The organism is Arthrobacter sp. TJ-240 (assembly GCF_058269195.1).
The window spans coordinates 70,005-87,613 of record NZ_JBZCNG010000010.1; the positions used below are offsets into that span (position 1 = coordinate 70,005).

Below are 17,609 nucleotides of genomic sequence, written 5' to 3' on the forward strand. Positions count from 1 at the left end.
GTAAGGACTATTCAATGCGTAATAAGCGCACTATGACGCTCGCCGCACTGTCCATCGGAGCGCTCATGCTGAGCGCCTGTGGATCGGCGGGCGGAACGGCCGAGACCCCCGCATCGGAAGGTGCCGCGGAGAACCTCGCGTCGACGATCAACATCGCGATCAGCCAGGCGCCCACGGGCTACAACGGCAACACCGCGGCCACGAACTCCGTGTACAACGGCTACGTCGACAACCTGACCTCGAGCGGCTTCGCGGCCTTCACGGCGGCCGGAGAGCTCGAGGCCAACCCTGACTTCGGCACCTACGAGAAGACCAGCGACGACCCGCTGACGGTCAAGTACACCATCGACGAAGATGCTGTCTGGTCCGACGGCGTGGCGATCGACTACGACGACGTGCTGCTCGCATGGTCCGCGTTCTCGGGAACGACCCCCAGCGGTGTCACCGACCCCGCGACGGGCGCCGAGTCCGATCTCTTCCTGGCCTCCTCGACCAACGGTTTCGCCCAGACGAAGATGATCGAGGGCGAGCCGGGTGACAAGGAGTTCGAGCTCGTGTTCGACGAGCCGTACGCCGACTGGGAAGCCCTCCTGACCGGTGGGGTCTTCATGCCCGCGCACATCGCCGCGGAGCAGGGCGGTCTGTCCACCGAGGGTGACGGCGCCGCACTGGTCGACGCCCTCAAGAACAAGGACCTGGCCGCGCTCACCCCGGTCGCCGAGTTCTGGAACTCGGGCTGGGACTACGAGGCGGACCTGCCCACGCTCCCCGACGCGGCCCTGCTGCCCTCCTCCGGCCCGTACAAGCTGGACAACGCGACGAACGGCACCCTCACGCTCGTCAAGAACGACAAGTACTGGGGCGAGGAGCGCGCCGGCAAGACCGACACCATCGTCTTCAAGACGATCGTCGACGAGGAGGCCGTCCAGGCCCTCCAGAACGGCGACGTCGACGTGATCGACCCCTCCAGCCCCTCGGTCGACACCAAGGCTGCCCTCGAGCAGATCGGCGACACCGTCACGGTGGACGCCGGGACCTCGATGACCTTCTCGCACATCGACCTCGATCAGCGCCCCGGCGCCGTCTTCGAGGACGTCAAGGTCCGCCAGGCCTTCAATGCCTGCGTCCCCCGCGCCGACATGGTCGACAAGTTCGTGACCCCGATCGATCCCGAGGGATCGGTCATGAACCTGCGCGAGTACCAGCCCGGTCAGCCGGACTACGACACCGTCCTCGAGGGCGCTCCCGCAGCCCAGGGTGACGGCACTGCCGACATCGAGGGTGCCCAGAAGCTCCTGACCGAGGCCGGCAAGACCGAGCCCGTCAAGGTCAGCCTCATGTACGCTTCCACCAGCCAGCTCCGTGCCGACATGGTGGCCCTCGTCAAGGACTCCTGCGACAAGGCCGGCTTCGAGATCGTCCCGCAGCCCGAGGCCGAGTGGAGCGCCAAGCTCTCGCAGCCCGGCGCCTGGGACGCTGTCCTGTTCGGCTGGTCCGGTTCCGGACTCGTCGCCTCCGGCCAGTCGATCTACGTCTCCGGTGGCGAGCAGAACTTCGGCGGCTACGCGGACGAAGAGGTCGACCGCCTCTGGACCGAGATCGCGACCACCACGGAGGCCGACGAGGTGCCCGCGCTGAAGACCGAACTCGAGCAGCGCCTCGCCGAGACCCAGTACAACGTGGTGCTCTACGCGAACGCCGACATCATCGGCCACTCCTCGAAGCTCCAGGGCGTGGAGATGAACCCGACGCAGACCGGCATCACCTGGAATGCCTACAGCTGGACGAAGCAGAACTGATTGCTCCTTCCGGATCACGCATGAGGACGGGCAGGCCCTCGGGCCTGCCCGTCCCTGTGCCCGGCACCGCGACAGCCTGCACCGTTTCCTAGGAGCCCCCACGTGTTCTACTTCATCGCCAAGCGGACGATCATCTCGTTCTTCATCATGCTCGCAGCCACCACGCTGATGTACTTCCTCACCATCTCGTCGGGCGATCCCTTCGAGGACCTCGGCGAGACCAGCGGCCCGGAGAAGGCCGCGACCATCGCGGTCCGCACCGCCGCCATGAACCTCGACGTACCGCCGATCCCCCGCTACTTCATGTGGCTGCAGGAAGTAGGCCACTGCCTCGTCCCCGGCGGCATCAGCTGCACCCTCGGACAGGACCGCACCGGCGCGGCCGTCCTCCCGCAGCTCGAGAACGCCATGGGCTCCACCCTGCGCCTCGTGGTCGTCGCGACGGTCCTCGCCCTGGTCCTCGGCGTGATCGTCGGGATTGTCACCGCGATCCGCCAGTACAGCACGTTCGACTACTCGGTCACGTTCATCTCGTTCCTGCTCTTCTCGCTGCCCCTGTTCTGGCTCTCCACGCTCCTCAAGCAGTACCTGGCGATCGACCTCAACACGTGGTTGGCGAATCCACAGTTCTCGTATCTCACGATCGCCCTGATAGGGGTGATCGCCGGCGTGGTCTGGGCCGTCGCCGTCGGCGGTGACCGCCGGCGCAGGCTCACGGTCTTCGTCGCCGCGACCGTCGTGACAGCCCTCGCCCTGTACCTGCTGCTCGTCACGGGCTGGTTCGTCAACCCGGGCCTCGGCCTGGTCGGGATGCTCGTCTCGGCCGTCGGGATCGCCGTGCTCTGGACCGCCCTGCTCGCCGGGTTCCGCCGGCGCCGCGTGCTGCACGCCGCACTCGCCGCCGCCGGCGTCGCCTTCGTCGGCTACCTCGTCTCCATCCCGCTGCTCGAGGACCCGAACTGGTTCGTCGTCGTCGGCCTCGTGGTCGTCATGGCGGTCCTCGCCTACGTCGTCGCCGGGATCGTCGGTGGACCGTTCCGGGCGCAGGCCGCGAAGATCGGTGCGGTCATCGCCGTCTCGGTGGGCCTGCTGATCATGCTCGACCGCCTCCTGCAGGCGTACCCGGCCCTCTCGGCGAAGGCCGGCGGCCGCCCCATCCCCACCACCGGCTCGCAGTCGGCGAACCTCAACGGCACGTTCTGGGAGACCAACCTGGACTTCGCGCTGCACCTTATCCTGCCGACCATCGCACTGACGCTGATCTCCTTCGCCACGTACACCCGGTACACCAGGGCGAGCCAGCTCGACGTCATGAACCAGGACTACATCCGCACCGCCCGCGCCAAAGGGCTGAGCGAACGCACCGTCCTGGTCAAGCACGCCTTCCGCAACGCGATGATCCCGATCACCACCCTCATGGCCTTCGACTTCGCCGGCGTCCTCGGTGGCGCCGTCATCACCGAACAGGTCTTCGGTTGGAACGGCATGGGCAAGATGTTCGTCGACGGCATCGGCCACGTGGATCCGGGGCCGGTCATGGCCTTCTTCCTCGTCGTCGGCACGGCCGCCGTGCTGTTCAACATGCTGGCGGACATCGCCTACGCGTTCCTCGACCCGCGTATCACCCTGAGCTAGGACATCCCCATGAGTAATCACGAGAACCCGCGGGACGACTCCCGCGCCTCCCTGGAACTGTCCGAGATGACGCTGCAGAGCCAGGACACCGACATCGCGACGGCGATCCCCACGAGGGACCAGACCGACCGCATCCGCACCACGGAGGCGAAGAGCCAGGGACGCCTGATCCGGGAGCGGTTCTTCCGCCACAAGGGGGCGCTGGCCGGCATCGCCCTGCTGGTGCTGATCGTGCTCCTGGCCTTCACCTCGATCGGCTTCGCCGGCATCCCCGGCTGGTGGAACAAGGACTACGACTTGCTGGCCGCACGCTTCAACGAGGGCAAGCCCACGCTCACCCTGTGGCCCTTCAGCCTCGGCGAGCACCCCTTCGGCCAGGACGTCCTCGGGCGCGACTACTTCGCCCTGACCATGCGCGGCATCCAGACCTCGCTCATCATCGCGTTCATCGTCGGGCTCGTGGCCATGGTCATCGGCACCACCGTTGGCGCCTTCGCGGGCTACTTCCGCGGCTGGACCGAGGCGTTCCTCATGCGGATCACCGACGTCGTCATCACCATCCCGACGGTCGTCATCGCGGCAGCCGTCGCCGGTATCGTCGCGAAGTACGGGATCATCCCCTTCGCCCTGTTCCTCGGTGCCGTGACCTGGACGGGACTCGCGAGGCTCGTCCGCGGCGAGTTCCTCTCCCTGCGCGAGAAGGAGTTCGTCGAGTCGGCGAAGTCGGTCGGTGCGAGCTCGGGCCGCATCATCTTCCGCCACATCCTGCCGAACACGGTCGGCGTCATCATCGTCTCGACGACGCTCGCCATCTCGGGTGCCATCCTCCTGGAGACCGGCCTCAGCTTCCTGGGCCTCGGGGTCACGGCACCCGACACCTCGCTCGGCAAGGCCATCAACGACAACCGCTCGGCCCTCACCGTGCGGCCCTGGCTGTTCCTGTGGCCGGGCGTGTTCATCATCGGCATCGCCCTCGCGGTCAACTTCATCGGAGACGGCCTGCGCGACGCGTTCGACCCCAAGCAGACAAGGGTGAAGCAGTAATGAGTACCAGTTCCGTCATCATCTCGGATGAGCAGGCAGTGCCCGGCAACGGACCCATCCTCGCGGTCAGGAACCTCGGCGTGGAGTTCAACGTCGACAACGAATGGGTCATGGCCGCCGAGGAGGTCTCCTACGAGATCCACCCCGGCGAGATCCTCGCGATCGTCGGTGAATCAGGGTCCGGCAAGAGCATGTCCTCCATGGCACTGCTCGGCCTCCTGCCCCGCAACGGCCGATCCTCGGGCAGCGCGAAGATGCTCGGCAAGGAGCTGATCGGCGCATCGCAGGGCACGCTCCGCCGCGTGCGCGGCAACGAGATCGCCATGATCTTCCAGGAGCCCATGACCGCACTCAATCCCGTGCTGACGGTCGGCGAGCAGATCCGCGAGGCGGTCGAGCAGCACACGGAACTCTCCCCCGCCCAGGCGAAGACGCGCGCCATCGAGCTGCTGCGCATGGTCGAGATCCCCGAACCGGAGCGGCGCTACGACAACTTCCCGCACCAGTTCTCGGGTGGCCAGCGCCAGCGCGCCATGATCGCGATCGCCCTCGCCAACGACCCCATGCTGCTCATCGCGGACGAGCCCACGACGGCGCTCGACGTCACCGTGCAGGCCGAGGTCCTGGACCTGCTGCGCAAGCTCAACAAGCGGCTCAACAGCGCGGTACTCCTCATCACCCACGACATGGGCGTGGTCGCCGACCTCGCCGACCACGTGGTGGTCATGGAGCGCGGGCGCATCGTCGAGGCGGCGCCCACGGCGCAGCTGTTCGCCGCCCCCGCCGAGGCCTACACGAAGCAGCTCCTCGGAGCCGTCCCGCACCTCGGGTCGAAGGTCGGCGGGGTCCTCACCGACGTCGAGGTGGTGGACGGGCAGGCGACCATCCACAGGGAGTACGCGGAGGCGGCGCTCCGTGCCCAGGAGACGCACACCGCGACCGGCGTCGTCCCTGCCCTCGAGCTCCGGGACGTGGACATCGAGTACCCGGGACGTTTCCGCCAGCCGGCCTTCAAGGCGGTCTCCGGCGTCTCGTTCACCATCAACCCCGGTGAGGTCCTCGGCCTGGTCGGCGAGTCCGGGTCGGGCAAGTCCACCATCGCGCGTGCCGTCACGGGCCTGATCAGGACCTCCGGAGGCAGGGTCAGCATCGGGGGCACCGACATCACCGAGCTCAGCGCCCGGCAGCTGCTGCCGCTGCGCAAGAAGTTCGCCATCGTGTTCCAGGACCCCGCGGCGTCCCTGAACCCGAGGATGTCCATCGGCGAGAGCATCGGTGAGCCGCTGCTGCTGCACGAGAAGCCCGGCCGCGCCGAGCTGGACAAGCGCGTGGCGTCCCTGCTGGAGGACGTGCAGCTGCCCGTCGCCTTCCGCAACCGGTACCCGCACGAGCTCTCCGGAGGGCAGCGCCAGCGCGTCGGGATCGCCCGTGCGCTGTCGCTGCGTCCGGACCTCCTCGTCGCGGACGAGCCCACCTCGGCGCTCGACGTCTCGGTGCAGGCGAAGGTCCTGGAGCTGCTGCAGGACCTCCAGCGCGAACGCGGGTTCGCCTGCCTGTTCGTGAGCCACGACCTCGCCGTCGTGGAGCTCCTCGCCAGCCACGTCGCAGTGCTCAACAAGGGCACCCTCGTGGAACAAGGCACCACCGAGCAGATCCTGAAGTACCCGCGCGATCCGTACACGCGCCGCCTGCTCGCCGCGGCGCCCGTGCCGGACCCGGCGCACCAGGCGCTGCGCCGGGAGCAGCGCTCCGCCCTCATGGCGGCCGGCGCCGTCGACTAGCCGTCCCACATCCGAGGCGAGACCGAAACACGAAAGGAGACCCTCCGCCAGCGGAGGGTCTCCTTTCGTCCGTGCCGTGGAGTCCTAGTGGAGCCCCGGTGGATTCTCAATGATCCCCGGTGACCTCAATGGCGGAAGACGATCTTCCCGAACACGTCCCCGTCGAGCATGCGCCGGAAACCCTCGGCGGCGTCGTCGAGGGGCAGGACCGCGTCGATGACCGGCCGGACGCCGGTGGCCACGAGGAAGCGCGTGAGCCGCTCGAGTTCCTCGCGGGTGCCCATGGTCGAGCCGAGCACCCGCAGCTGGAGGAAGAACACCCGGTTCAGGTCCGCGGACGGAGCAGGTCCGCTCGTCGCCCCGCACGTCACCACGGTCCCGCCCGGCACGAGCGACTTCAGGGAGTGCGCCCACGTGGCCTCGCCGACCGAGTCGAAGACGACGTCCACGCGCTCGGGCAGCCGCGCGCCGGCGTCGAACACCTGCTCGGCGCCGAGGTCGAGCGCACGCTGCCGCTTGTCCTCGCTGCGGCTCGTGGCCCACACGCGGTAGCCCGCCGCCGCGGCGAGCGCGATGAGCGCGGTGGCCACGCCACCGCCCGCCCCCTGGACCAGCACGGTGGAGCCCGGGGCAGCCGGGGAGACCGTGAAGAGCATGCGGTACGCGGTGAGCCAGGCCGTGGGCAGGCACGCCGCCTCCTCGAAGGAGAGCTCCGGGGGCTTGGGCACGAGGTTCCGCTCGGGCACCCACACGTAGTCCGCCATGGTGCCCGGGTACCGCTCGGACAGGAGGGACCGCCGTGGGTCCAGAGTCTCGTCGCCGCGCCAGTCGGGCGAGGACACGACGCCGTGGACGATCACCTCGGCGCCGTCGTCGTCGATCCCGGCGGCGTCGCAGCCGAGCACCATGGGCAGGCGCTCCTGCGGGAGCCCCACTCCCCTGAGCGACCAGAGGTCGTGGTGGTTCAGGCAGGACGCCACGACCCGCACCCGGCGGAAGCCGTCGGGTGCGTCGGGTAGCTCCACGTCCCCCACGGTGAGGCCGGCGAGCGGATCGTCCGTGGACTGGGTGGCTGCGTAGGCGGCGCGCATGCATAAGCTCCTTCGGTCATGGATGGTCGCCCTCATCCTAAGCACGGGCTCCCCCGACGGGTCCTGTTTAGGCGGGGCAGGCCGGCGTATGGGAGACTTGGGACCAGTTCTGCACGACTGCAGTGCCTGAAGAAGAAGGAGGCAGCCATGAGCAAGCGAGCACGCAAGCGCCGCGACCGGAAGCGTGGAGGCGCGAACCACGGTAAGCGCCCCAACACCTGAGTCCAGGCGTCAGTACGAAAGAAGAACCTCCGGCCCGCTGGGCCGGAGGTTCTTCTTTGTCGTCGTGACCGCGCTACCGGTCCGTCAGTGGTCCACGGACTGGAGGTGGCTGATGCGGTCGAGGATGCTGGCCTTCAGGGTCGACGGCGCGACTTCCGTGCAGGACCGCTTCACGACCGAGCGGATGACGCACTCGAGATCGTGCTCCTCGGCGCACTGGGGGCACCCGTCCAGGTGGTCCTTGATCTCCACGAGGTCCTGATGGGACAGCGCCCCGTCGAGGTACTCGTACAGCCGCTCGATCCTCGAGTCGGCGCAGTCGCCCAAACTACCGCAATCGCTCATTTCTTCATCTCCTGTTCCTTGCCCGCTGCACCTGCGGCGACCGGGGTCTTGGTACCAGCACCGCTGGTGGTACCCAGTCCCCGCTCGTGCGCGTACTCGGCGAGCAGTTCCCGCAGGAGCTTGCGGCCGCGATGCAGCCGGGACATGACGGTCCCGATGGGCGTGTTCATGATTTCCGATATTTCCTTGTACGCGAAGCCCTCCACGTCGGAGAAGTACACGGCGAGCCTGAACTCCTCCGGGATCGCCTGCAGCGCGCTCTTCACGTCGGAGTCGGGCAGGTGGTCCAGCGCCTCGGCCTCCGCAGACCGCAGGCCGGCCGAGGTGTGCTCGGCGGCCTTCGCGAGCTGCCAGTCCTCGATCGTGTCCGAGTGGGACTGCAGGGGCTCTCGCTGCCTCTTGCGGTAGAGGTTGATGTACGTGTTGGTGAGGATCCGGTACAGCCACGCCTTCAGGTTGGTTCCCGGCTTGTACTGGTGGAAGGCGGAGAACGCCTTGGTGTAAGCCTCCTGCACCAGGTCCTCGGCGTCGCTCGGGTTCCGGGCCATGCGCATCGCCGCGGAGTAGAGCTGGTCCACGTACTGCATGGCGTCACGCTCGAAGCGCGCCTTACGGTCCGCCTCGGACTCCGTCGACACGTCCAACTCTGCATCTTCGGCCTGGCTGCTGCCTGCGGGGGCTGTGGTATTCATCGTGGCAAAGTCTACGCGCCGAACCCGCGCGGGCCCCGTGGGGGCGTCGTGCTTGACCGTCGTCGTGAGCTGGAACCCTGGTCTGTCGACCGTCGCGGTCCGTGCACCTGTCATCCGTGCGTCCCCTTTCGCCTGCCGTTCCCGTTACGCCTTCTCCAACCTGCCCGCAGCCCCTTCTATTCCTGTTCCATTCCTGCAGGCCGGCGGGTTCCGGATCGCCCCGTGCGGCACGGCATGCAAAACTGGACCCAGCGTGCTTAGTACTTTGACGACGCAGTACCGAACCGATGCCCGGCGCACCCCGCCGGCAACCAGGAGGCAGTTGTGACCCTTGTCCGCGTAATCGCCCGACCCCTGCTCGCCAGCAGCTTCGTGTTCTCCGGCGTCGACCGGTACCGTACGGCCGGCGCCACGGCCCCGCAGCTCAAGCCCGTCCTGGCCGGGGTGACCAAGGTGGTCCCGTCCGCCGCCGCGCTCACGAGCAACGAGAAGCTCGTGGGCCAGGTCCTCGGCGCCACGCAGGTCGGGGCGGCACTCCTGCTCGGCATCGGGCGGTTCTCCCGCGTCGCGGCCCTGCTGCTGACCGTGACCGCGACGGTCAACGCCCTCGTCGACTACCGCTCAGCGGATGCCTCGACGCCGGCGGCCAAGAAGGCCCGCCGCGCGCAGCTGCTCAAGCACCTCTCGCTCATCGGTGCCGTCCTGCTCGCCGCCGTGGACACCAACGGCCGCCCGGGCATCGCCTGGCGCGCCGAGCACCTCGCCCGGGACGCGAAGAAGAACGCCGCCGGCCTGAGCAGGGATGCCCGCAAGCAGCTGAAGAAGGCCGACCTGGCCGTGCGCAAGACCGCTGCCGACGTCGTCGGTTCCTAAGCGACATGACCGTTGCCTCAGGCGGGGTGTCCGACCAGGCTCTGTGGCGGGCACCCCGCCTGACGCATCCCGTGGACGCCGGGATCTCGGTTCCCGGCTCCAAATCGCTCACCAACCGCTACCTCGTCCTCGCGGCTCTGGCCGACGGCCCGTGCCTCATCCGGCGGCCCCTCCACTCCCGTGACTCCGCACTGATGGTGGGCGCCCTGCGGGCGCTCGGAGCCGTCATCGAGGAGGTGCCGGGCGACGGCGGCTTCGGCCCGGACCTCCGCGTCACCCCCCTGCAGGCCGGTCCCGGCTCACCGGCCGACCGCGCCGTCGACTGCGGGTTGGCCGGCACGGTCATGCGCTTCGTCCCGCCCCTCGCCGGACTCGTCACCGGCACCACCCGGTTCGACGGCGACCCCCATGCACGCCGCCGCCCGATGGGCAGCATCATCGCGGCACTGCGCGGCCTCGGGGTGGCGGTCGACGACGGCGGGGCCGGTGCACTGCCGTTCGGTATCGAGGGCGACGGGCGCGTCCGTGGCGGACGACTCGTCATCGACGCGTCCGCGTCCTCCCAGTTCGTCTCGGCGCTGCTCCTCGTGGGCGCCCGCTTCACCGAGGGACTGCACCTCGAGCACGTCGGCAAGCCCGTCCCCAGCCTCGACCACGTGCGGATGACCGTATCGGTGCTGCGGTCCCTCGGGGTGGCCGTCGACGATTCCGTCCCGGACCACTGGCGGGTCTCCCCCGGGCCCATCGCGGCCTTCGACGTAGCAGTGGAACCGGACCTCTCCAACGCCGGACCGTTCCTCGCCGCCGCCCTCGTCACCGGCGGCACCGTCCGCGTGCGCAACTGGCCGGACGGCACCACCCAGGTGGGCGACGCATGGCGACGCATCCTGCCGCTCATGGGCGCGCGGACGAGCCTCGACGACGGCGTCCTGACCGTCACGGGCGGACCCTCGATCTCCGGCGGCACGTTCGCCGACACCTCCGAGCTCGCCCCCACGGTCGCGGCCATGTGCGCCCTGGCGGACACGCCGTCGACCCTCACCGGCATCGCGCATCTCCGCGGGCACGAGACGGACCGGCTCGCCGCACTCGTCGCCGAGATCAACGCGCTCGGCGGCGACGCCGAGGAGACGGCCGACGGTCTCGTCATCCGCCCGGCCCCCCTGCACGGCGGCGTGTTCCACACCTACGACGACCACCGGATGGCGACCGCCGGGGCGATCATCGGCCTGGCCGTGGACGGCGTCGAGGTCGAGAACATCGCGACCACGGCCAAGACCCTGCCCGAATTCCCCGCCCTCTGGGCCGCGGTCACGGGGACGGGCACGGGGACGGGAACAGGCACGGGCGGAACGGCGGACCGGGCATGAGCGAGGCCGGCAACCGTCGCGGATCGCGGGCCTGGGACGAGTCCGACGTCCGGATCCGCCCCAACAAGAAGGGGTCCCGCCCGCGCACCAAGACGCGACCCGCCTACGACGACGCCGTGACCGGACGGGTGGTGACCGTCGACCGCGGGCGCTACACCACGGTCGTGGACGAGGACACCCCCGACGAGCGGACCGTCATCGCCGCACGCGCTCGCGAACTGCGCCGCAGCGCCGTCGTCGCCGGCGATCTCGTGGCCCTCGTCGGTGACCTCTCCGGCGGCCCCGACTCCCTCGCGCGCCTCGTCCGGATCGAGGAACGGCACACCGTCCTGCGCCGCAGCGCGGACGACACGGACCCGGTGGAGCGGGTCGTCGTCGCCAACGCGGACCAGCTCGTCATCGTCGTCGCCGCGGCCAATCCGGAACCGCGCACTGGGTTCATCGACCGCGCCCTCGTGGCCGCCTACGACGCCGGGATCGAGCCGCTCCTGTGCATCACCAAGGCCGACCTCCGTGACCCGGCCGCGCTCCTCGCCAACTACGAGCACCTCGACCTGCGCGTGATCATCAGCAGGACGGACGAGGGCGTCGGGATCGACGCCACCTCCGACGACGGCGAATCGGCTCGTCTCTCGCACGGCGCCGTCGATGCCCTCCGCGACGAACTCGACGGGCAGGTCAGCGTGCTGCTCGGACACTCCGGCGTCGGGAAGTCGACCATGGTGAACGCCCTCACCGGGTCCACGCGCGCCACGGGCGGCGTCAACGCCGTCACGGGCAGGGGACGCCACACGTCGTCGTCGGCCCTCGCCCTCAAGGCCGCCGATGCCGCCCCGGGCACCTGGATCATCGACACCCCCGGCATCCGGTCGTTCGGTCTTGCGCACGTGGACGCCGACCGCATCCTGAAGGCCTTCCCCGACCTCGAGCCGGGTACCGAGCGCTGCGAGCGCGGGTGCCGGCACGACGACCACGCCGTCGACTGCGGACTCGACAGCTATGTGGAGGAGGGGCTCGCCGGGGACTCCGGCCCCGTCCGCCTCGCCAGCCTGCGGCGCCTGCTGACGGCCGGGACGGCGGAGGCGCGGGGCAGTGCCCATGACGCCAAGGAGCTCGGCCAGCAGTGATATCCGGCACACGATGTCAGGTGCCGGCCCCCGGGCTGTTAGAGTGAACGAAGTTGTTGTTTGCGCATTACATCTCTAAGCCTTGACCCTCCACCTGGAGTTCGACAGCTTTTTTGATAAGCGGGTAACGAACACCACGATGAGCCCCCGAACGTCGGGGCGCTCTCCCAGGTAAGGATGTACGACATGGCTACTGGCACAGTGAAATGGTTCAACGCCGAAAAGGGCTTCGGCTTCATCGCTCCCGAGGACGGCGGCGCTGACGTGTTCGCCCACTTCTCCGCGATCAACTCGAACGGCTACCGTTCCCTCGAAGAGAACCAGAAGGTCAACTTCGAGACCACCCAGGGCCCCAAGGGCCCCCAGGCCGAGAACATCACCGTTCTCTGATTCCCTCCCGTGCCGCAGTGCGGCGACGGACCGAAAGCCACCGCGCGGCGCGAGCCCGCGGTGGCTTTCCGCTGTCCGGGCACACCCGCCCCGCCCGCGCCGGCAGCGCCTGATGCGCCCGCCCAGAGGATAGGTTGATCGGTATGAGTTTCACGCAGGGCTACAACGACGACCTCCGTCTCGCCCACATCATGGCCGATTCGGTGGACGACCAGACCATGGCCCGTTTCAAGGCGCTCGACCTGCGCGTCGAGACGAAGCCCGACCTCACCCCCGTGACGGACGCCGACAAGAGCGCCGAGGAGGCCATCCGCGGCCAGCTCTCCCGGGCCAGGCCACGCGACGCGGTGCTCGGCGAGGAGTTCGGCAGCACCGGTTCGGGCTCACGCCGCTGGGTCATCGATCCCATCGACGGCACCAAGAACTTCGTGCGCGGCGTGCCCGTGTGGGCGACCCTCATCTCCCTGATCGACGACGGCCGGCCGGTCGTCGGCCTGGTCAGCGCGCCGGCACTCGGCAAGCGGTGGTGGGCGGCGCAGGGGACCGGCGCCTACACCGGGAAGTCACTCGCCGCCGCCCAGCGCCTCCGCGTCTCCAACGTCTCCCGGCTCGCGGACGCCTCGCTGTCCTACTCCAGCCTGTCCGGCTGGCGGGAGCGCGGCGCCCTGGCGGAGTTCGTCAACCTGACCGACCGCGTGTGGCGCACCCGCGCCTACGGCGACTTCTGGTCCTACTGCCTCGTGGCCGAGGGCTCCGTGGACATCGCGTGCGAACCGGAGCTGAACCTGCACGACATGGCAGCGCTCGTGCCCATCGTGACCGAGGCCGGCGGCCGGTTCACGTCGCTCGACGGCGAGGACGGGCCCTTCGGCGGCAACGCCCTCGCGACCAACGGATCCCTGCACAGCGAGGTCCTGCGGACCCTCAACCCGGACGTGGATGACCTCCTCTAGCAGCCCGCGCGGCTCGCAGGGCGGACCACGCCTCGCTGGGCAGCGCCGCCGGGAACTGGCGGACGCCTACCTCTCGGGCGCGGGGCGGTACGACCGCGTGCGGCCCGGCTATCCTGCCGCCGTCGCCGACTGGATCGTCCCCCCGCATGCCCGCCGGGCTGCCGATATCGGCGCCGGGACCGGCATCTTCACCGCCCTCCTGGTGGACAGCGGCCTCGAGGTGACCGCCGTCGATCCGTCCGAGGACATGCTGGCCGTCCTCTCGACCCGACTGCCCGGTGTGCCCGCCCTCCCGGGCACTGCCGAGCACTCCCCCCTGCCGGACGCCTCAGTCGACCTCCTCACGCTCGCCCAGACCTGGCACTGGTGCGACCATCCCGCGACGGTCCGGGAAGCCGCCCGCGTGCTCACACGCGGCGGCCGGCTCGCGCTGCTGTGGAACCAGCTCGACGTCTCCCTGCCATGGGTGCACCGCCTGTCCCGCATCATGCACGCAGGTGATGTCTTCTCCCCCGCGTACCGCCCCATCTTCGGGCCGGCCTTCGGGCCACCGGAGGACATCCTCGTGCATTGGTCGCAGGAGCTCACCGTTCCCGACCTCGTGGACCTGACGCGCTCCCGCAGCCACTACCGACGCGCTTCGCCCGCCGGGCGCGCCCGCGTCGAGACGAACCTGCGCTGGTACCTCACCGAGTACCTCGCGTTCCCGCCCGATGCCGTGGTGCGGGTCCCCTACTACACCCATGCCTGGCGGGCGTCCCTGCTTCCCGACTAGATTTCGGCATGCCTAAAAGCTACTTTGGGGTATGCCTCGGTATCTGCTCGGCAGTTCCGCCCCTGCACGCATCGCGCGGTGCGTGGTCGTCCTCGCCGTGCTCGGCGGATGCGCCGCCTCCCCCGGGCACCAGGCGCCGGAGGACGACCGCCCGCTCGTCCTGACCACCTTCTCGGTGCTCGCGGATCTCGCCGGCACTGTCGCCGGCGAGCATGTGCGTGTCGAGTCCATCACGAAGGTCGGCGCGGAGATCCACGGCTACGAGCCGACGCCGTCCGACCTCGTCCGGGCGCAGGACGCCGACCTCATCCTCGACAACGGGCTCGGGCTCGAGCGGTGGTTCGAGCGCTTCCTCACCGCCGTCGACGCCCCGCATGTGGTCCTGTCCGACGGCGTGGAGCCCGTGGACATCCGCTCGGGCGACTACAGCGGGCACGCCAACCCGCACGCGTGGATGTCCCCGCTCGCCGCGCAGGTCTACGTGGACAACACCGTGGACGCCCTCTCCGGGCTCGCTCCCGAGCACACCGCCGACTTCGAGGCGAACGGGCAGCGGCTGAAGGAGGATCTGGCGGAACTGCTGGTGGCCTTCCGCGCCGACATCGCCGGCGTCGGCACGCCGGCCCTGGTGACCTGCGAGGGGGCGTTCTCCTACCTCGCCCGCGACGCCGGACTCGCGGAGGCGTTCATCTGGCCGGTGAACGCCGACTCGGAGGGGACGCCCCGCCAGATCCGCGACGTCATCGGTTTCGTCGAGGACCACGGGGTACGGACGCTCTTCTGCGAATCCACGGTCAACGCCTCCGCCCAGGAGCAGGTGGCCCTGGCCACCGGCGCGGACCTCGGCGGCACGCTCTACGTGGACTCGCTCTCCGGGCCCGACGGCCCCGTCCCCACGTTCCTCGACCTCATCCGCTACGACCTCGAGACCATCGCGGAGGGAATCACACGATGACCACCGACCTCCACCCCGACGCCCCGGTCCTCGACGTCCGGCACCTCACCGTCCGCTACGACGAGGTGCACGCGCTCGACGACGTCTCGCTCGCGCTGGCGGCCGGCAGGATCTGCGGGCTGATCGGCGTGAACGGCTCCGGGAAGTCGACGCTGTTCAAGGCCCTCATGGGGCTCCTGGTTCCACGGGAGGGCAGCGTCGAGCTCTTCGGGACGACCACCACGCAGGCGCGGAAGCGGGGCCTCGTCGCCTACATGCCGCAGGCCGAGGAGGTCGACTGGACCTTCCCGGTCTCGGTCTCCGACGTCGTCGCCATGGGGTTGTACGGACGCCTGGGCGCCGCCCGCCGCCTCGGGGCCGCCGACCGCGCTGCAGTGGGCGACGCCCTGGAACGGGTGGGCCTCACCGCGCTGCGGAGGCGGCAGATCGGCCAGCTGTCCGGCGGCCAGCGCAAGCGCGTGTTCATCGCCCGGAGCATCGCGCAGGACGCCCGGCTGCTCCTGCTCGACGAGCCGTTCGCGGGCGTGGACCAGGCCAGCGAGCGCACCATGACGGACCTCCTGAAGGCACTCCGCGACGAGGGCCGGTCGGTGCTCGTCTCCACCCACGATCTCGCCGGGGTCCCCGCCCTGTGCGACGAGGCGGTCCTCCTGCACCGGCGCGTCCTGGCATCGGGTGAACCGGCGCAGGTGCTCACGCACGGCAACCTCGCGCGGGCCTTCGGATCCGCACCCGCGGACCCGGAGGTCCCCGTGGCCCCGGCTGCGGCGTCGCGCTCCGACGGCGGTTTCTGACATGGACCTCCTCGCCTTCTTCCTCGAGCCGCTGCAGTACGGCTTCCTCACGCGGGCCCTCGCCGTCACGGTGGCCGCGGCCGTGGTGGCCGCTGTCCTCTCGTGCTGGCTGATCCTCATGGGCTGGTCGCTCATGGGCGACGCCGTCTCGCACGCCGTCCTCCCGGGCGTGGCCCTCGCCTACATCCTGGGGATCCCGTTCTCCATCGGCGCGTTCGTCTTCGGCGCCGGAGCGGTCGCTCTCATCGGCGTGGTCCGTTCCACCACGAAGCTGAAGGCCGACACCGTGATCGGTGTGGTGTTCACGGCCCTCTTCGCGTCGGGCCTCGCCATCGTCTCCGCGACGCCGTCCCAGATCGACCTCATGCACATCCTGTTCGGCAACGTCCTCGGGGTGTCCGCCGCCGATGTGTGGCAGGTGCTGGTCCTCGGCGCCGTGACCCTCGCCGTCCTGCTGTTCAAGCGGCGCGACCTCACCCTCCTCGCCTTCGACCGCACCCACGCCCACGTGATCGGGCTCAATATCCGGCTGCTGTCCGCGCTGCTGCTGGGGCTGCTCGCCCTCACCGTCGTCGTCGGCCTGCAGGCCGTCGGCATCATCCTCGTGGTGGCCATGCTCATCACCCCCGGTGCCACGGCCTTCCTGCTGTCCCGCAGCTTCGACCGCATGCTCGGCATCGCCGTCGTGCTCACCGTGGCGGCGTCCGTGTCCGGGATCTACGCCAGCTACTACCTGGACATCTCCACCGGCGCGGCGGTGGTCCTGTGCCAGGCCCTCGTGTTCGCCGCCGTCTACCTCTTCGCCCGGCCCGACGGGATGCTCTGGCGGGCCCGACGGCGCGTCGGGGCACGCAGCGGCCCGGCCGCACGGGCTGCGGCCTGATGGCGGGTCGCAGGGGCGCCGTCCTCAGCATCGAATCGACCAGCGTGCAGGACTACGTGAAGGCCGTCTACGCCTTCACCGAGTGGCAGGACACGGCCATGACCGCCACGCACCTGGCCACGCGCCTGTCGGTCGCCAACTCCTCGGTGACGGGGATGGTCGCGAAGCTCGTGGACCTCGGCCTCGCGGACCACCGGAAGTACGGTCCCATCGCCCTCACCTCTTCGGGCCGGACGCTCGCCCTCGCCATGGTCCGGCGGCACCGGCTCATCGAGACCTTCCTCGTCACGGAGCTCGGCTACGGCTGGGACGAGGTGCACGACGAAGCCGAGCTCCTCGAGCACACCGTCTCCGACGCCTTCATCGAACGCCTCGATGCGAAGCTCGGCCGCCCGCGGCGCGACCCCCACGGGGACCCCATCCCGGCCGCCGACGGCTCCGTCGAGTATCCGCCGGCGCATCGCCTCGACGGGGTCGACGACGGCCACGCGGGCCGGCTCGTGCGGGTCAGCGACGAGGACCCCGACGTCCTGCGCCTCCTCGACCGGCACGGCATAGGGCTTGACGCCGACCTGCGCCTGGGACGCCCTGATGCCGGTTCGGTGCTGGAGCTGCGCGTCGGTATTCCCGGGGACGCCGGGGACACCCGCCATGACGCCGGCCGGGATGCCGCGCCATCCGCGCCCGCGCCACCCTCGCCCGCGGCGCGGACGCTGGCGGTGGACGCCGCCCTCGCCCGCGCCCTGTGGATCGAGACGACCGTCCCCCACGAGGGGTGCACCCTCCGCGCGCCGCAGTGACCCGCCCGGCCACGCGGTCGGGCGCGCCACGGCAGCCGAGCGCTCGCCCATGCGCTGTGCCCGCTCCTAGACTGATCGGG

18 protein-coding genes are annotated in these 17,609 nt (G+C 69.9%); 15 read left to right on the plus strand and 3 right to left on the minus strand.

The genetic code is table 11. The features are described from left to right. Positions 1 to 14 precede the first annotated feature (14 nt). The 4 genes from AC4D2C_RS18425 to AC4D2C_RS18440 all read left to right on the plus strand — a co-directional run bounded on the left by AC4D2C_RS18425 (position 15) and on the right by AC4D2C_RS18440 (position 6,259). Positions 15 to 1,799, plus strand: a complete 1,785-nt coding sequence (locus AC4D2C_RS18425; protein WP_490916262.1) for an ABC transporter family substrate-binding protein — start codon at positions 15 to 17, stop codon at positions 1,797 to 1,799. A 102-nt stretch (positions 1,800 to 1,901) separates the two neighbouring features. Next, the gene (locus AC4D2C_RS18430) at positions 1,902 to 3,434 is read left to right on the plus strand and encodes an ABC transporter permease (protein WP_490916263.1); all 1,533 of its coding nucleotides are present in this window, start codon (positions 1,902 to 1,904) and stop codon (positions 3,432 to 3,434) included. A 9-nt stretch (positions 3,435 to 3,443) separates the two neighbouring features. After that, positions 3,444 to 4,478: an ABC transporter permease gene (locus tag AC4D2C_RS18435; protein ID WP_490916264.1), complete on the plus strand. Its 1,035-nt coding sequence runs from the start codon at positions 3,444 to 3,446 to the stop codon at positions 4,476 to 4,478. Beyond that, on the plus strand, positions 4,478 to 6,259 hold the full coding sequence (locus AC4D2C_RS18440) for an ABC transporter ATP-binding protein (RefSeq protein WP_490916265.1): 1,782 nt from the start codon (positions 4,478 to 4,480) through the stop codon (positions 6,257 to 6,259). Before AC4D2C_RS18435 ends, AC4D2C_RS18440 begins: the two co-directional genes overlap by 1 nt. A gap of 125 nt (positions 6,260 to 6,384) precedes the next feature. Here AC4D2C_RS18440 and AC4D2C_RS18445 read toward each other — a convergent pair whose 3' ends face one another. Beyond that, entirely contained in the window at positions 6,385 to 7,350 is a 966-nt protein-coding gene (locus AC4D2C_RS18445) for a zinc-binding dehydrogenase (RefSeq protein WP_490916266.1), read from the minus strand. A gap of 147 nt (positions 7,351 to 7,497) precedes the next feature. On the opposite strand from AC4D2C_RS18445, the gene AC4D2C_RS18450 reads away from it, so the two are divergent. Then, positions 7,498 to 7,572: a 50S ribosomal protein bL37 gene (locus AC4D2C_RS18450; protein WP_369299106.1), complete on the plus strand. Its 75-nt coding sequence runs from the start codon at positions 7,498 to 7,500 to the stop codon at positions 7,570 to 7,572. Between the two features lie 84 nt (positions 7,573 to 7,656). Here the strand turns inward: AC4D2C_RS18450 and rsrA are convergent, their stop codons facing one another. After that, entirely contained in the window at positions 7,657 to 7,917 is a 261-nt protein-coding gene (gene rsrA, locus AC4D2C_RS18455) for a mycothiol system anti-sigma-R factor (protein WP_104049641.1), read from the minus strand. Beyond that, a complete protein-coding gene (locus AC4D2C_RS18460; protein WP_490907578.1) occupies positions 7,914 to 8,609 on the minus strand; it encodes a sigma-70 family RNA polymerase sigma factor in 696 nt (231 codons plus the stop codon). Before AC4D2C_RS18460 ends, rsrA begins: the two co-directional genes overlap by 4 nt. Before the next feature lie 324 nt (positions 8,610 to 8,933). Between AC4D2C_RS18460 and AC4D2C_RS18465 the strand changes: the two genes are divergently transcribed. From AC4D2C_RS18465 to AC4D2C_RS18510, 10 genes are all read left to right on the plus strand, one after another. Then, a complete protein-coding gene (locus tag AC4D2C_RS18465; RefSeq protein WP_490907579.1) occupies positions 8,934 to 9,482 on the plus strand; it encodes a DoxX family protein in 549 nt (182 codons plus the stop codon). A 5-nt stretch (positions 9,483 to 9,487) separates the two neighbouring features. Next, positions 9,488 to 10,852, plus strand: a complete 1,365-nt coding sequence (aroA, locus tag AC4D2C_RS18470) for a 3-phosphoshikimate 1-carboxyvinyltransferase (protein WP_490916267.1) — start codon at positions 9,488 to 9,490, stop codon at positions 10,850 to 10,852. Then, complete coding sequence (gene rsgA / locus AC4D2C_RS18475) at positions 10,849 to 11,979, plus strand: ribosome small subunit-dependent GTPase A (protein ID WP_490916268.1); 1,131 nt, start codon at positions 10,849 to 10,851, stop codon at positions 11,977 to 11,979. Before aroA ends, rsgA begins: the two co-directional genes overlap by 4 nt. Positions 11,980 to 12,165: 186 nt before the next feature. Next, entirely contained in the window at positions 12,166 to 12,369 is a 204-nt protein-coding gene (locus AC4D2C_RS18480; RefSeq protein ID WP_043446208.1) for a cold-shock protein, read from the plus strand. Positions 12,370 to 12,512: 143 nt separating this feature from the next. Next, positions 12,513 to 13,322: a histidinol-phosphatase gene (gene hisN, locus AC4D2C_RS18485; protein ID WP_104049636.1), complete on the plus strand. Its 810-nt coding sequence runs from the start codon at positions 12,513 to 12,515 to the stop codon at positions 13,320 to 13,322. Continuing rightward, entirely contained in the window at positions 13,309 to 14,097 is a 789-nt protein-coding gene (locus tag AC4D2C_RS18490) for a class I SAM-dependent methyltransferase (RefSeq protein ID WP_490916270.1), read from the plus strand. The genes hisN and AC4D2C_RS18490 overlap by 14 nt, the downstream gene beginning before the upstream one ends. Before the next feature lie 31 nt (positions 14,098 to 14,128). After that, positions 14,129 to 15,052, plus strand: coding sequence for a metal ABC transporter substrate-binding protein (locus AC4D2C_RS18495; protein WP_490916272.1), 924 nt, complete (start codon positions 14,129 to 14,131; stop codon positions 15,050 to 15,052). Further along, positions 15,049 to 15,846 carry a metal ABC transporter ATP-binding protein gene (locus AC4D2C_RS18500; protein ID WP_490916273.1) on the plus strand — a complete coding sequence of 266 codons (798 nt, stop codon included), beginning with the start codon at positions 15,049 to 15,051 and terminating at the stop codon, positions 15,844 to 15,846. The genes AC4D2C_RS18495 and AC4D2C_RS18500 overlap by 4 nt, the downstream gene beginning before the upstream one ends. A 1-nt stretch (position 15,847) precedes the next feature. Continuing rightward, a complete protein-coding gene (locus AC4D2C_RS18505) occupies positions 15,848 to 16,729 on the plus strand; it encodes a metal ABC transporter permease (protein WP_490907585.1) in 882 nt (293 codons plus the stop codon). Then, on the plus strand, positions 16,729 to 17,529 hold the full coding sequence (locus AC4D2C_RS18510; protein ID WP_490916274.1) for a metal-dependent transcriptional regulator: 801 nt from the start codon (positions 16,729 to 16,731) through the stop codon (positions 17,527 to 17,529). Before AC4D2C_RS18505 ends, AC4D2C_RS18510 begins: the two co-directional genes overlap by 1 nt. Positions 17,530 to 17,609 lie beyond the last annotated feature (80 nt).

Coding starts and splice junctions, on each gene's coding strand:
- AC4D2C_RS18445 (WP_490916266.1), bottom strand. CDS start 7,350: ATGCGCGCCGCCTACGCAGCCACCCAGTCCACGGACGATCCGCTCGCC.
- AC4D2C_RS18490 (WP_490916270.1), top strand. CDS start 13,309: ATGACCTCCTCTAGCAGCCCGCGCGGCTCGCAGGGCGGACCACGCCTC.
- AC4D2C_RS18500 (WP_490916273.1), top strand. CDS start 15,049: ATGACCACCGACCTCCACCCCGACGCCCCGGTCCTCGACGTCCGGCAC.
- hisN (WP_104049636.1), top strand. CDS start 12,513: ATGAGTTTCACGCAGGGCTACAACGACGACCTCCGTCTCGCCCACATC.
- rsrA (WP_104049641.1), bottom strand. CDS start 7,917: ATGAGCGATTGCGGTAGTTTGGGCGACTGCGCCGACTCGAGGATCGAG.
- AC4D2C_RS18425 (WP_490916262.1), top strand. CDS start 15: ATGCGTAATAAGCGCACTATGACGCTCGCCGCACTGTCCATCGGAGCG.
- AC4D2C_RS18495 (WP_490916272.1), top strand. CDS start 14,129: ATGCCTCGGTATCTGCTCGGCAGTTCCGCCCCTGCACGCATCGCGCGG.
- AC4D2C_RS18440 (WP_490916265.1), top strand. CDS start 4,478: ATGAGTACCAGTTCCGTCATCATCTCGGATGAGCAGGCAGTGCCCGGC.
- AC4D2C_RS18505 (WP_490907585.1), top strand. CDS start 15,848: ATGGACCTCCTCGCCTTCTTCCTCGAGCCGCTGCAGTACGGCTTCCTC.
- AC4D2C_RS18460 (WP_490907578.1), bottom strand. CDS start 8,609: ATGAATACCACAGCCCCCGCAGGCAGCAGCCAGGCCGAAGATGCAGAG.
- aroA (WP_490916267.1), top strand. CDS start 9,488: ATGACCGTTGCCTCAGGCGGGGTGTCCGACCAGGCTCTGTGGCGGGCA.
- AC4D2C_RS18480 (WP_043446208.1), top strand. CDS start 12,166: ATGGCTACTGGCACAGTGAAATGGTTCAACGCCGAAAAGGGCTTCGGC.
- rsgA (WP_490916268.1), top strand. CDS start 10,849: ATGAGCGAGGCCGGCAACCGTCGCGGATCGCGGGCCTGGGACGAGTCC.
- AC4D2C_RS18510 (WP_490916274.1), top strand. CDS start 16,729: ATGGCGGGTCGCAGGGGCGCCGTCCTCAGCATCGAATCGACCAGCGTG.
- AC4D2C_RS18435 (WP_490916264.1), top strand. CDS start 3,444: ATGAGTAATCACGAGAACCCGCGGGACGACTCCCGCGCCTCCCTGGAA.